We start from the raw sequence: 13,953 nt of genomic DNA, 5'->3' as shown, positions 1-13,953 counted from the left end.
GGGATCGCGGTTCAGCGGGTGGGCGGGACGAACTCGGGCTGGTCGAGCAGGCGCAGCCAACTTCCGTCGGGCCGGCGCCGGACGACCTGCGCCCGGGCGCCGGCCCCGTCCTTCGGCGGGGTCGAAGTGAGGGCGATGTCGCCGCTGATCAGCGTCGGCAGTGGCTGTTCCGGCTCGAAGCGGGGGCGGTTGGCCAGCACCTTCTCCCATAGCTCGCGGATCGCTTCCCGGCCCACCGTCCGCTCGCCGGGCGGGTAGGCCATCACCGCGTCCTCTTCGTAGAGCGCGGCGACACCGGCCGCGTCACCGGCGTTGGACCGTTCGACGAACAAGCGGGTGATGTCTTCGGGGCGCATGGCCTTCTCGTACTCCGGCATGGGTTCCTCCTGACGTCGGGTTTCGGTGATTCCCAGCCTGGTCGCCCGATAGCCAGAAGTCCAATAGATGAATCTGCTGGGAGCTAGAATTTCCAGTCATGGACTTGAGGCAGCTGGAATACTTCGTCGCGGTCGCCGAAGAACAGAACTTCACCCGGGCTGCCGAGCGGGTGCACATCAGCCAGTCCGGCGTCAGTGCTCAGATCCGCCAGCTGGAACGCGAACTCGGTGCCGAGCTGTTCGACCGGTCGGCGCGCACTGCAACCCTTACCGTTGCCGGAAAGGCCGCGCTCGAACACGCCCGCGCGGCGCTCGCCGCGGCTGGGGCCGTCGGCCAAGCGGTGGGTGAGGTAGCCGATCTGATCCGGGGTCGGCTCACGGTCGGGATGGTCATCGGCTGCACCATCACACCGCTGTTCGACGCACTCTCCGTGTTCCACCGGGCGCATCCCGGGGTGGAGATCTCCCTGTTGGAGGACAATTCCGACCGGCTCGTCGAAGGAGTGCGCTCCAGCGCGCTCGATCTGGCTCTCGTCGGGACCGCGACCGCCACCCCCGACGGGCTGGAGGCTCTGACGATCATCAGTGAGCGGCTCGTCGTGGCAGTTCCGGCCGGACATGTCTTGGCGAAGCAGCGGCAGGTTGCCCTGCGCGACGTGGTCGCTCACCCCATCGTGTGCATGCCGCCCGGGACCGGCCTGCGCACGGTGTTCGACCGTGCTTGCGCCGCACAGGGCCTGCGACCCGCGATCGCGTTGCAAGCCAGCGCCGCGGATGCCATTGCCGACCTCGCCGCCCGCGGACTCGGGGTCGCCATTCTCAGCGCCTCGATGGCCGCGAGCCATCACGGCCGGCTCACCTACCGCACCATCGACGATGTCGAAACACCCGCCCTGCTCGCCCTGATCTGGAGGAGCACGCACGCCCCCGCGGTGCGTGAGCTGCTTGTGCACAGCCGGCGGGCCTTCGGCTCGACGGCACCACCCGCCGGACGGCCGTCGCACTGACAGCCGCCGAGGGGGGACTTCGGTCCGGTGCGGCCGGGCCGTTCGGCGGCGCCGGGGATCGGCTGGGCCGTGCCATCCTGGGTGAGCAGCAGGAAATCGCCGCTCCGTAGCGGTTGATCCCGCTCCCGTCCCCCGCCGCCCCTCACAGGCCGGGGACGGCCAAGAGAAAGTCGTAGCAGCGTCGGCATGCCAGCCCAGGCAGCCTTTCGGACGCGTGGGCAACCCAGGCAACCCAGTCGAGCCGTCCTGGGTTCCTGGCCGGCCGCTACGCGTGCTCTCCCCTCGAGTCCTCCAGGAACCCGGAGCTCCCCCCTCCCGGTAAAGGACATCACTCGTGTCGGATCTTGAGCGCAACAAGCAGGTCGTCGTGGACTACTACGAGACGGCCTTCGGCGGCGACCCCGAGAAGGCGATCGCCGACCACTTCGGCCCCCGGTACGTACAGCACAACCCCGACGCCGAGGACGGCCCCGAGGCCTTCACTGGCTTCGTGCGCTGGCTGCGCGGCGAGTACCCGCGGCTGCGGCTCGACATCAAGCGCGTACTGGCCGAAGGCGACATGGTCGTCACCCACTCGCACCTGATCCTGGAACCCGGGAAGCCGGGCCGGGCCCTCGCGGACTTCTTCCGCCTGGAGGACGGCAAGGTCGTCGAGCACTGGGACGTCATCCAGGAGGTGCCGGAGGCCTCCGCCAACCCCAACGGCATGTTCTGACCGGCGGCATGGCCTTCGCGCCGGGGACGGCCGCCCACCGGGCGGCGGCCCTGGCCAGGAAGGTGGCGAAGCGAGGACCGCCGCCACGGTCCGCACGGTGTCGAGCAGTTCGACACTGGGGCACGCCGGACTCCCCCCGGGGCGGGGGCACCGGCGGCGAAGGGCTGCGTGAGCGCAAGAAGCGGCTGATGCGTCAGCAACTGACCTCCGCGGCAAAGGAGTTGTTCGTGGAATGCGGATTCGACGCGGTCCGCGTGTCCGAGGTCGCGGCGGCCTGCCACATGCCCTGCCCCCGCGGCACCTTCATCCGGGCCTCGACGTGCCCGTAGGTCTGGGTGAACCGGCCGGAGGTGTTCAGCCGGGCGGACGTGTACTCGCACCGGCCGTACCAGCACTGGTAGTTGCCCGGATTCTCGCGGCGGGCGGTGATCACCAGGTTGCCGGCTCCGTCGAGCGCGGCGTTCGAGGCGCCGGGCGTGTACCACTGGCGTTCGTGGTTGTTGACGTTGTCCCCGGTCTCGACGTTCCACTTGCCGGAGTTCACCGCGGCCCCGGCCGGGCCGTCGAAGGTGTCCTCGAAGGTGACGGCGGCAGCGGCCGCCGGGCGGGGCTCCACCGGCACGGCCGAGACGGCCGGTCCCAAGCCGAGGGTGATGGCCAGTGCGGCGGTGAGTAACGCCGCCAGCCGTAAGGCACGGCGGGGTGAGGGGGTGGGCATCGGCGCCTCTATTCCAGTATTGGTCCGGACCTGAGCCTGGGAGGAGTGAACCCCCCGCGACCCGCCCCGGTCAAGAGGTCGAGAGCGCTCTCAAGCAGCTACGGCGAGACCCTCTCGGCGCTGAAGTGGCGTGCCGAAGCGCTCGATCTACGCTCGGTCTACTGCCGCGCCGGCACGACGACTTGGTGCTGCTGGAGCGCGAGCGGGGCCGTCGGCGCCTGCTCCACGCCCTGGAACCGGGGTGCGAACTCTCCGGCCTGATACGGAACTCCCGCTCCTCCGTCGTCCGCACCCGCGAAGTGGCGGCCGACCGCGTGCGCCACGCCTGATCTGGGGTCAAGCTGAAGGCATGACGGATGAGCTGTCGGTTCCGCTCAGCTCCGGGCTGCGGCTGGCTCTCGCCATGCGCGGCGGGGTCAGTCTCGCCGTATGGATGGGCGGGGCCTGTTGCGAGACCGCGGCGCTCCGGGCGGCGGCGGGGCAGGAGCCCGCCCCCGAGGCGGGCGTCTACGCGGGGCTGCTGGACTCGTGCGGTTACGAGGACGTCGACATCGACGTCCTCGTCGGGACCAGCGCCGGGGGGCTCAACGGCGCGTTGCTCGCCTGCCACCTCGTGTACGGGATGCCCTTCGGCCGCGGCGTGCGGGACGTGTGGCTGCGCCTGGGCGACCTCGAAGGGCTGCTGCGCCGCTCCACCCCCTTCCACGTGCCGGCCTCGCTGATGCGCGGGGACGAGGTCTTCTACAAAGAGCTGCGCAGTGCGCTGGCCAAGCTCATCGGGGAGGCCGAGGCGGGATGGCAGCCCCCCGCCTTCCTCCGCCTGATCCTGACCGCGACCCGGCTGCGGCCCCGCCGGGACTGGGTGCGGCCCACCCTTGGCCGGCCACTGCTGGTCGGGCGCTCCCAGGCCTACTTCCGGTTCCGGCACCGCGGCGCGCTGACCGACTTCCCCTCCGATGCCACGGCCCGGGAAACAGCCTTGGACCGGCTGGCGTACGCCGCGCGCACCTCGTCCTCGTTCCCGGGAGCCTTCGAACCGGGGAGGGTGTTCGTCGGCACCGGATTGCAGCCAGTCGAGGAAACGCCGCGGGTGGACATGCGCGGCGTCAGCAGTGAGACCGGCTACCCGGACGAGAACCTGACCGGCTGCACCGAACTCATGGACGGCGGGCTGCTGGACAACATCCCCGTCGCCTGGGCCGTACGGGCCATCGCGGGGGCACCGCTGACCCACAACGCCGACCGGTGGCTGCTGTTCCTGCAGCCCGTGCCGCCCTTCCCGCCGCCTCCCGAGAAGGGGACCAGCCGACGCGTCACCCGGCTGCTGCGGATGGCCGCGAAGTCCCTGTCCGTGAAGGCCGGTTCCGAGTCCCTGCGCGACGACGCGCTCGAACTCCGGGCCGCCGAAGCCACGGCGCCGCAGAAACGGGGCGTCACCCGGCTGCTGCCTCCGGACCTCGGCAATCTGCAGGCCACCGCACTGGCCCGGCTGGACACCTACCGCCCCACGGTCGGTGGCGCCGAGGCGACGCGGCTGATCCGGCTTCTGGAGGATCCGGCGGAGGTGACCGGCCCGGACGCGTTGCCGCTGCCGGCGGGGCCGGGTCCGCTGGAGCGGCTGGACGAGAGCGCCGGTGACGGCTCCGCATCCCTTTTCAAGCGCCTGCTCGACACGTCGAGCAGTCTGGTGCTGCCCGACGGCCTCGGCCTGCTTCCCAAGCCGGGACGCTCGCCCCTGCCGCTGGCCCGTACGGTCCGGCTGCTCATGGACTGGGTGCAGGGGTACGAGACCCTGGGCGAACCGGTGGACGCCGAGTCGGTGGCGGCCTGGCGGAGCAAGCTGTACGCGTTCCGCTTCGCCGTCGCAACGCTGATTGCCGCACGGGACCGCCTGCTCCTCAGCACGTACGGGACCGCGCTGTCCCTAGGGCTGATCCCTCCCGACGCCACCGCTCCGTTCGACGAGGCCACGCTCCGGCTGAACGCCCTCATGCCCTCGATTCCCCTGCCCGGCGCGGAGCCGGCCCAGTGGGAGACCTGGGCGGTGAACCTGGCCCAGGCCGTCACCACCGGCACCTTCCCCGGTGCCCCCATCACCGGTACCGGGGATCTGCCCGACGATGTCTACGAGGGGCTGTGGGAGTGCCTGGCCGCCCTGGCCGACGACATCGGTGTGCACCTGCCCCTCGAAGTCCCCGGCTACGAGGCCCTCCATGAGGCCGCCGCCCCCGGGACCTTCCCGACGACGGCCGACGCGCTGGCGTTCGCCGAAGTGCTGCTCGGCCCCCTGCGCCCGGATCCGCTGGCCGAGGCCCCGGACATCCGCTTCCACACCGTCTCGGCCTCCAACACCAGCTGGGCCACCCGCACCGTGCTGCCGCAGGTGGCCCCGGACTCCCCGAAGGAACTGGTCAGGGCCAAGCTCAGCGGCAATCAGCTCAACAACTTCGCCGCGTTCCTCAGCGCCCGCTGGCGGATGAGCGACTGGACCTGGGGCCGGCTCGACACGGCCGCCTCCCTCGTCTCCGTCGTCGCCACCGACGAGCGCCTGCAGGCCGCATTCGGGGATCCCACGGACCTCACGGCGCTCGGGGAGCAGATCACCGCCGAGATGGCACCCGGACCGCATTTCATGGACCTCTGGGCACAGGACGTCATATCCAGCCCGGGCGTGGAGCGCTGGGATCGGGTACGGAACGTACTCACCGCCGTCCGTCAGCGCGAGATCCTCGACGAGGAGCTTCCGTTCATCGCCCAACTGCACAGCAAGGGCTTCAAGGGCGGCAACCGGCCGCCCGACCAGCTGCCGGACCCGCCACCCCTGAGCACACCTGAGGCCTTCGAAAAGGCCATGGAGTCCTTCGGGGAGATCGGCTCCGAGGAAGTCGGCCAGCTGATCCGGGCGCGGGACCCGCGCCGGGCGGCACTGCGGACCGGTCTCCTCGCCTGGCCGGCGCTCCAGCCCACCGGCAAGGCCAAGGCCCACCTGGTGCAGGGACTGCTCGGAGCGCTGAAGCCGCTGGTCTACGTCCCGCCCCTGTTCGGGATGGTGGCACCCGCCTACGCCCTCGGGGCTGCCGTGCTGATGTGGATCGGCATCGCCTTCAGCGCCGGGCAGTGGTCCTCGCTCCCCGGACACATCCCGGTCTGTCTCTACGCCTTGATCGCCTTGGTGGGACTCGTCCGGCAGCGCATCGGACCGCTCTGGCCGCGGATCCCCGCGTTCGTGCTCGTGGCCGGCCCGCCGATCGCCCTATGGCAGTTGCGTGACCTGGACACCCCCGGCGTCGGCAATTGGCAGCGCGCACTGATCATCGGCGCCGCTTTCGCCCTCGCCGCCGCGGCCATGCTGTATGTCGGCACGGACCGGTGGTTGTTGCTCCCGCCGGCCGCCCTGATCGCGGGAGTCCTCGCCGGCCTCGTACAGCTCGGCCGGGTGGAGACCGGCGGGTGGTGGGCCGCTCTCGCCCTCTACGCCGCACTCTTCTGGGTCACCTTCGTCCTCCCCTGGCTGTACCCGAGGCCGCGCTCGACGTAGCGCTCCGCGCCGATTAGTACAGCGCAGGTCACGAGGCTCGTCACCACAACGAGCGGCTCATCCGACCTAGAAGCCGTTGTCTTTCCGATAGTGGCGGGCGCGTTTCCGCTGGTCAGGTCCGGCAGCAGGTCCACCGGCCGCCGCGTCTCAATATCGATCAGCACGGTTCCGTAGACGCGGCCCTTGCGCATCGCGTACTCGTCGACGCCAACCACCCGCGGAGACGGCGGTTGTGGTTCGGGAAGTGCGTGGATGAGTCGCAACACGGCACTGCGGCTGATCGAGACCCCGAGGGTGCCTGCCGGCCTGGCGCCGGCCCGGCCGGCCAGCGCCAGGCCGATGCTGGCCAGCGCCGCCCGCAATCGCTCCGTCCATCGGCTGTGTCGACGCGTCAGGCCCGGCACCTGCTCGGCGAAGGTCCGCCGCTCGCACGATGCGCCAGCGCAGATGAACCGGCGGACATGCAGACGCAACTGCACTCGCTGGCCCGCGCTCGGCGTGTCCATGGGAGAGCGAAAGTAGGAGCCGTGAAGCCGACTCGACCAGACTCCGCAGCCCGGGCATGACGCCCCAACAGATGTGGACCTCACCTCGACCCGAATGACCACGCTATCCATGTCGACCGACAGCACCCCCACGTCCGCGACCGCTGGAAGCAGCAACGCCTCCAGCCGGACCAATACCTCGTTCACGGGCCAGAAGTGTCAGCGACAGCATGACGACGTCCGACGATTTGCAGGCAACCTCATGAGTACAGCCAAGAAGATCAACAATCACGCAACGTGAGCGACCACAGAACTCGTGCCAGAGCCTGAGAAGTAGCAGCACCTGCCGCCGCGTCGAGGCGGGATGACGTCCGCTCCTTCGTCTCCGTGTCCTTCGGCGCGGAGGTAGGTGCTTTGGAGATCACGGTTCAGTGGATGAGAACGTCCTGGACGAAGCAGTCTCGGGGCGGGGAAGCCGCTGCTCGTAGCAATGCCGCCCCGGTCGGCCTCGCCGTGCCGCAGGCCTGGGTACGGCCTGGACACCGGGTTCGGCCTGCGTGCCGAACTGGCCAGCCCGAACCCCGCAGCAGCTGATCAAGCGGCTGGAGCCGCAGGTCGCCGCCCTGCCGCCGGAGATCGCCCGACTGGGCGGCACGTCCGGCCGGGTGGCCGAACTCCAGGTGGAGGCAGGCCACCGGAAGCGGGGGAGGGCTCACGCTGCACCGGCAGAGGGTCGGTACCGACATCTGGTCACGATCGGATAACGGCGTGTCAGCTCTCTTGTCCGACCGAGTGTTAGCGTTAACACTCTCCCGAACGACCGAGCCGTTTCTCCCGTGCCCGCACGCCCCATGGAGTCCAGATGAGCGCAGCACCCCACCCGGCGCAGCCGTCCCGTCGCACCATTCTCGGCCTGGCCGCCGCCACTCCCTTGGCGATGACCGGAATCCTGAGCTTCGGCGCGGGCGCCGCCCACGCGGCCGACTCGGCGTACGTGATGTGCTACTTCACCGAGTCGAACGACCTCGGCGCCGGCACCGACTACGGCCTCCACCTCGCGGTCAGCCGCGACGCGCTGGAGTGGACGCCGCTGAACCAGAACAACCCCGTCGCGATCCCCACGGCGGGCGCCCTCGGCCTGCGCGACCCGTTCATCCTGCGCAGGCAGGACGGCACCTTCGTCGTGCTCGCCACCGATCTCAAGGGCACCGACTGGGGCTACAACAGCCAGTACATCCACGTCTGGGACTCGGTCGACCTGCGCACCTTCACCGGCTACCGGCGCCTGAAGCTGCACGACATGGCCACCCACAGCTGGGCGCCGGAGTCGTTCTGGGACGCGGGGCGCGGCCAGTACGCGGTCCTCTACTCGGCGGCCAACGCCAGCGGTCACAACGTGATCATGGTGAACTACACCAGCGACTTCATCACGGCCTCCGCCCCGCAGGTCTTCTTCGACCCCGGCTACGACGCCATCGACGCCAACGTGACCGTCGGTGTCGGCGGCGTCAACTACATGTACTTCAAGGACAACGGGCAGGGAAAGCTCCTCGGTACCAAGTCCACGTCGCTCACTCCGGGCAGCTTCACCGTCTTTGGTACCCCGACCTTCCACGGTGGCACCGAGGCCCCGACCATCGTGAAGTCGCTGGCCTCGAACACCTGGTACTTGTGGGGCGACTCCTACACCCCCAACGGCGTCTTCTACGCCTGGGAGACGTCCGACCTCGCGTCCGGCACCTGGACCGCCCTCGACCAGAAGACCTACACCCAGCCGCTCAACTCCAAGCACTGCGGCATCACGACCATCACCGCCGCCGAGTACGACAACCTGCTCGCCAAGTGGGGTGCACCGGGCTGGAACCGGCTCAAGTCCTACAACTTCCCGGACCGTTACGTCCGCCACGCCGACAGCGTCGGCCGCATCGACCCGTACCCGTTCAACCCGTACACCGACTCCCTGTGGAAGCTGGTCCCGGGCCTCGCCGACAGCTCCGCCGTGTCCTTCCAGTCCGTCAACAACCCCACCCGCTACCTGCGGCACTACAACTACGAGCTGCGACTCGACGTCAACGACGGCACGTCGACCTTCGCGGCGGACGCTACCTTCCACCGCACGGCCGGCCTGGCGGACTCCAGCTGGTCCTCCTTCCGCTCGCACAACTTCCCGACGCGTTACCTCCGGCACTCCAACTACGTCCTGCGCATCGACCCGATCTCGACGGCGACCGAACGGCAGGACGCGACGTTCCGCGTCGGCTACTGACCGGCGCGCCCTGCGCCGTCCGGCCGACGGACCGCGTTCAGCCCCGGGTGTGACGGAACGGCGGGACGGGGCCCACCCGTCCCGCCGTTCCGCGTTTGCGGCCATGCGCCTGCGGTCGCCCACGGTCCGCAACGGATCTGGCTCGGACGCGGCGGTGCCGCCGTTACGGCCGAACGATCTGAACCAACTGCCGGGAATGGCTGAGTACCTCCACTGGCAGCACACCGTCGTCGCACAGCGGGTGTGCGAGGCCAGGAAGGAGTTCCAGCGGCGGCGCAGAGACGAACTAACCGCTGCCGGGATCCTGCCCGTTCCACCCGCCACAGATGATCCACGCGAGCAAGCGCTGCTCTGGCTGGCCCAGCACCTCGATCCTCAGTTCCGTCAACTGTTCAATGAGCGGTCGGAGATCGCAGGACTGTCGCCCGATGCATCAACGGCCATCCGGACAAGGCATGCCGCCATCGAGCGCGCCGCGGCACGCGGTCTGCTGCAAGCTCCCCTCCATGGCAGAGCTCTGAGCATGCACACGATGAGTGAAGACGAGTTCCGACTTCACGTCCTCGACGACGCCAGCCATCAGTCCGACCGCGATGACGCTCTGTGCCACCCTCCCCTCTTGCATCGCTGGCAACGCCACCTGAAGTCTCTCCAGGCCGAGGTCGCTCCTGGGGCGCTCAGTCCATCCACTCATGGCCTTCTGCCGCTGGCCTGGCAGGAACTGCGTCTGCAGTCGCTTCGCGAAGTGCGGGAGTTGATGGGCCGACGTCGATTGCCGGCGAATCTGTTCCAGCGCTACGGCGAGAACCGACGCCTGCGGTATGCCGTTCAGGACGTCATCAGCATCGCGGAGCACCTTCATCCCGAGAAGGCGCTCCTCACCGCTGCCGCGCGCGACGCCCGCGAGGAGCTCGCGCGCCGCCACGCCGATCTCTACCGGCTCGTCCGCAACCACCTTGATCCACACCTGACTCGTTATGGTCGGATGCGGTTGCGCACCGATCAGGACAGGAAGCAATTGCGCGGCAGAGTGACGGACGCCCTAGCCGACGCTGTCCGGCAGACACCGTCCACCTCACATGTGGAACATGGCCAGCCGCAGTAGCCGACAACCATGCGGTAGGTGGTGCACACCCAACTATCCGGTGCACCGCCACGCGGGCTCTGTTCAAGAACTATGTTCCCGGCTCGATGAGACCGCCGCCCTGTGCTGCACTTCAGTCGGGTGAGCGTCGCGGTCTCGTCGCCCATGCCGTCGCAGATGGCGAACGGGGGTACCAGACGGCCAGCCCAGGGCAGGGTGGCCGTTGCTCTTCGCTCCGGTCCGGCGGCGTTGGCCGGTCGCGAGCGCACTCAACACGTTCACATGTCCGGTCCACGGCGCCTCCTTTTGCCGCCCCTTGGGCGGCGGCCTGCTGGGTCCGCGGTGGTGCCCGCACTCCCGCAGGCACCCCGCGTCACACAGCGGATGAAGAGGTGGTGCCACCGTGACGGGAAGCGATGGGCTGGCCCCGGGCCCTATCGACCAAGCCCGCCACACCGTTTGGCGGCGCGCTCTTCGGCGATCCGGACACTACGGCTACCTGGGAATCAGCAGATGAGTCAGTTCAGACGGGGTGGGGGCCTTGCCGCGATTAAGGAACATTGCTCCGCCGAGAACCGACAGAGGGAGCAACGCAACAATCGCTGGCTCTGGTACACCGGCGAACACCGCTCCCGCAACCACCGCAACCACCACGAGACCCACCGCAGTGAACCGCAGGCCCGCGTGCGGGACGATGGGTGCCGCATCGTTGATCTGCTCTTCATCAAGGAGTACGCCCAACCGCCCCTCCGCGTATCGTTCCGCGATGGTCAACAGCAAATCCGAGAGGGTTCGCAGTGCGGTCTCGGGGTCGATGTGCTGCTGCGCCTCGGCAGCACGCAGTGCTCCAACGACCTGTGCGGCATGGTCCTGGAGCAGCTTCCTCTGCGGTCGTCGTAGCCGGGCGTCCTTGTATCGCGCCAGATGGGCACTCCATACCACTCGCTCAACGGAAGCCAGTGATATGACGGGCGGCGGAGCCGTTGGCGGGCCTTCCTGCCACCTCTTGAGCGCTCTACCGCACTCCGAGACGCACAGCATCAGGGCAGCCACGGGCCAACCTGACGCGTAGTTGCTGAACTTCGCCTCTGCCACCGACCCTTGACCTTGGTCCGCGGGCGAAAGTGCGATGAGGTCGGCAAGGGCGATGCCAGCCCGCCGAAGAACGGGCCAGACCATCAATGCAAAGGCGGCGACGAGTACTGGGCGTATCCCGTGGAACACGTCCGTTGCGTTCTCCCATGAGCGGACCATCTCGGGCAATCCCACGACCTTGCCGACTATCCACCTCATCGCCGAGTACCCGCTGCGCATCGATCGCCAGACGGGTTCCAGTGCTCGCACGTTCCAGATGAACAACGTGACTGCAGCCACCCAGGCGAGCAGGGCCGGGCCCATCACCTGAGCGGAGTAGAACCAGCGCATCGTCCACTGGCCGGCCAGCCACCTTTCGCTGTCCGCCCTCGCCGCGAACAGGGCGGGGAAAGCCTGCCCTATGGGCGCCAGCAGCCTTTGGGTACTTCGCTGTGCCGACGCCACCCGGCGGGGGACGATGTTCGCTTGGTACCACCGCTTGGCCACATCGAGGGTCCTGCTGCGAAGCCAGCGGCGGAATCGACGTTCAGCCCATCACTGCAGGTCAAAGGCTTCCTGGCACTCCACGTCGAGGCCGGTTGCCGCAGCACCGAATTCCTGCTGTGGCACCCCTCAGACGGCCCCCTGAGCAGCGATGAACTCCGAGACTGTCGGTCAGGGCACCAGCGACAAGGCACGCCGCGGCTCTGTGGCGGAATGCTGACCACCGCCGTGGACCATCGTGATGGTGAGCCCGAAGAGCATCTTGTTCATCTCGTTCGAGGTGAGACCCAGCTCGGCGGCTACCGCGGCCAGCTTCTAGCTCTTGCCGCTCAGGCGCCAGACCTGGTTCTTCTTGGTGGCCAGGGCGCTGGCGGAGTCACAGGTCCATTGGTGGACCAGTGCTCCGACGGCGGTGGAGATCCCGCTGACGTCCACGCACTTGCCGCTGTGCACCGCGACGAGCTGGTAGTCGTTGGCGGCGACCCGCCGCAGCGTGAACTGCTGGCTCGTGCCGCCGTGGCAGGTCCACTGGTGGACCGCCGCGCCGTCGGCGGTGGAGACACCGCGGATGTCGAGGCACTTGCCGCTGTGGTGGTTCACCAGGGAGTAGGTGTCCGCCACCCCTAGCACCGGGCGGAAGTCGAACCGCTGTTCCTCACCGGCGCCGCAGGTGTACTGCCGGTACTGAGTGCCGTCGGCGGTGCTTTGGTTGGGGTCGTCCAGGCAGTACCCGCTGTGCTGGGCGACGGCGGTTGACGAGAAGGCGGGCCGGCCGGTGGTGAACTGCCACCAGTTCATGTTGAACAGGTACCCGCTGTCGCCGGCGAAGCGCAGGTACAGATCGTGGGTCCCGGTCGCACCGGTGACAGGGCACGAGACCGTGCTCCAGGTCTGCCAGCCTCCGGTGCCCGACACGGTGCATGTCCCGACCGTTGGCCCAGTAGGACTGTCCAGGTGCAGCTCGACTCGGCCGCCGCTGGTGCCTGAGGCCACCCTGGCGGTGAACGAGCCGGCACCGGTGCCGAATGCCACGCCCTTGACCTTGATGTAATCACCGTTTTCAATCCAGCTGACGTTCATCCCGCCCTCGCTGGAGGGTTCGGTTTCGATGCCGCTGCCCCACGCGATGGTCTCGGCTTCCTGCCGGACATAAGGATCGAGCGTGCCGGACTGCGGCGCCCCGGCCGTCGTCATATTCATCGTTGGAATGGTGCCGTCGGCGTTGTAGCTGAACTTCTCCACCGCGACCGACCGGGTGAAGCCGCCGCCGCCCGGCAGAGCGCCGTTGTGGTAGAAGAAATACGAGTTGCCCTGAAAGTCCACGATGCCCGCGTGGTTGGTGAAGCTGGTTCCTTGGGCGGGCATGACTGTTCCACGGTAGGTCCACGGTCCGGTCGGGCTGGGTGCCGTGGAGTAGGCGATGAACTCCGCGCAGCACTTGGCCGCATACACCATGTAGTACAGGCCGTTCCGCTTATAGACCCAGGGTGCTTCTTCGTACAGCGTGGGACGGTCGGGGTTGTCGGTGCGGGATCCGAAGCCCTCGGTGGTGAGCGGAATTCTGGCGGGGCTGCCTGCGTAGGACGTCATGTCCGCGTTCAGCTTGACGTACCACAGGTTCGGGTTACCCCAGTACAGGTAGGCCTGACCGTCGTCGTCGATGAAGACGGTCGGGTCGATCTCGCTGTTCTCCACCAGCGGGTGGCCGAGGGCGTCCCGGAATGGGCCGGTGGGGCTGTCCGACACCGCCACGCCGATGGCGAATTGGCCGGTCGCCCGGACCGACACCGGCACGTACCAGTAGAACTTGCCGTCCCGTTCGACGGCCTGGCCCGCCCACGCGTTGGCGCCCGCCCAGCTGAAGGTGTTCAGGCTGAGCGGTGAGCCGTGGTCGGTCCAGTTGACCATGTCGTCGGAGGACCACACCCGCCAGTCCTTCATCACGAAGGAGGAGGAGCCGTCCTCGTCGTGCCCGGTGTAGAGGTAGACCCGCCCGTTGTGCACCAGCGGGGCAGGGTCGGCGGTGTAGACGTGCTGCACGACCGGATTGTCTGCCTTAGAGGCCGCGCAGATAGGCGCGGTGGCGCCATCTCGGTAGCAGAGCAGGCACAAGTCTTGGCGATCATGGAGTTGCGACGCTCTGTGATCACCGGGGAGACCTGTGCCTGTACTGCCATCATGGCTG

10 protein-coding genes and 1 pseudogene are annotated in these 13,953 nt (G+C 68.5%); 6 read left to right on the top strand and 5 right to left on the bottom strand.

The annotated features are described in order from the left end of the window. Window positions 1–11: 11 nt before the first annotated feature. Window positions 12–377, bottom strand: a complete 366-nt coding sequence (locus OTB20_RS18030) for a YybH family protein (protein WP_267818713.1) — start codon at window positions 375–377, stop codon at window positions 12–14. Window positions 378–475: 98 nt separating this feature from the next. Here OTB20_RS18030 and OTB20_RS18025 point away from each other — a divergent pair, with 98 nt between their 5' ends. Together OTB20_RS18025 and OTB20_RS18020 are read left to right on the top strand one after the other, a co-directional pair. Further along, window positions 476–1,384 (top strand): LysR family transcriptional regulator, encoded by a 909-nt coding sequence (locus OTB20_RS18025; protein ID WP_267818711.1) that lies wholly within the window; start codon window positions 476–478, stop codon window positions 1,382–1,384. Between the two features lie 334 nt (window positions 1,385–1,718). Beyond that, window positions 1,719–2,099: a nuclear transport factor 2 family protein gene (locus OTB20_RS18020; RefSeq protein WP_267818709.1), complete on the top strand. Its 381-nt coding sequence runs from the start codon at window positions 1,719–1,721 to the stop codon at window positions 2,097–2,099. 271 nt (window positions 2,100–2,370) lie between these two features. On the opposite strand, the pseudogene OTB20_RS18010 reads toward OTB20_RS18020, so the two are convergent. After that, window positions 2,371–2,817: pseudogene (locus OTB20_RS18010) on the bottom strand (glycoside hydrolase family 16 protein); the annotation flags it as partial. Between the two features lie 185 nt (window positions 2,818–3,002). Here OTB20_RS18010 and OTB20_RS18005 point away from each other — a divergent pair. Together OTB20_RS18005 and OTB20_RS18000 are read left to right on the top strand one after the other, a co-directional pair. Beyond that, window positions 3,003–3,146: a hypothetical protein gene (locus tag OTB20_RS18005; RefSeq protein ID WP_267818708.1), complete on the top strand. Its 144-nt coding sequence runs from the start codon at window positions 3,003–3,005 to the stop codon at window positions 3,144–3,146. Window positions 3,147–3,166: 20 nt separating this feature from the next. Continuing rightward, window positions 3,167–6,355, top strand: coding sequence for a DUF3376 domain-containing protein (locus OTB20_RS18000; RefSeq protein WP_267818706.1), 3,189 nt, complete (start codon window positions 3,167–3,169; stop codon window positions 6,353–6,355). Here the strand turns inward: OTB20_RS18000 and OTB20_RS17995 are convergent. After that, window positions 6,289–7,047 carry a transposase family protein gene (locus OTB20_RS17995; RefSeq protein ID WP_267818704.1) on the bottom strand — a complete coding sequence of 253 codons (759 nt, stop codon included), beginning with the start codon at window positions 7,045–7,047 and terminating at the stop codon, window positions 6,289–6,291. The genes OTB20_RS18000 and OTB20_RS17995 overlap by 67 nt on opposite strands. Before the next feature lie 655 nt (window positions 7,048–7,702). Here OTB20_RS17995 and OTB20_RS17990 point away from each other — a divergent pair. Then, entirely contained in the window at window positions 7,703–9,106 is a 1,404-nt protein-coding gene (locus OTB20_RS17990) for a glycoside hydrolase family 43 protein (protein WP_267818703.1), read from the top strand. 196 nt (window positions 9,107–9,302) lie between these two features. Beyond that, window positions 9,303–10,211 carry a hypothetical protein gene (locus tag OTB20_RS17985; RefSeq protein WP_267818701.1) on the top strand — a complete coding sequence of 303 codons (909 nt, stop codon included), beginning with the start codon at window positions 9,303–9,305 and terminating at the stop codon, window positions 10,209–10,211. A gap of 474 nt (window positions 10,212–10,685) precedes the next feature. Here OTB20_RS17985 and OTB20_RS17980 read toward each other — a convergent pair whose 3' ends face one another. Both OTB20_RS17980 and OTB20_RS17975 read right to left on the bottom strand, forming a co-directional pair. Continuing rightward, window positions 10,686–11,771 carry a hypothetical protein gene (locus OTB20_RS17980; protein WP_267818699.1) on the bottom strand — a complete coding sequence of 362 codons (1,086 nt, stop codon included), beginning with the start codon at window positions 11,769–11,771 and terminating at the stop codon, window positions 10,686–10,688. A gap of 312 nt (window positions 11,772–12,083) precedes the next feature. After that, a complete protein-coding gene (locus tag OTB20_RS17975) occupies window positions 12,084–13,808 on the bottom strand; it encodes a family 43 glycosylhydrolase (RefSeq protein ID WP_267818698.1) in 1,725 nt (574 codons plus the stop codon). Window positions 13,809–13,953 lie beyond the last annotated feature (145 nt).

Source organism: Streptomyces sp. H27-H1 (genome assembly GCF_026627445.1).
GTDB lineage: Bacteria > Actinomycetota > Actinomycetes > Streptomycetales > Streptomycetaceae > Streptomyces.
Note: the sequence above shows the minus strand (reverse complement) of the source record. Positions and strands in the feature narration are given on the sequence as shown.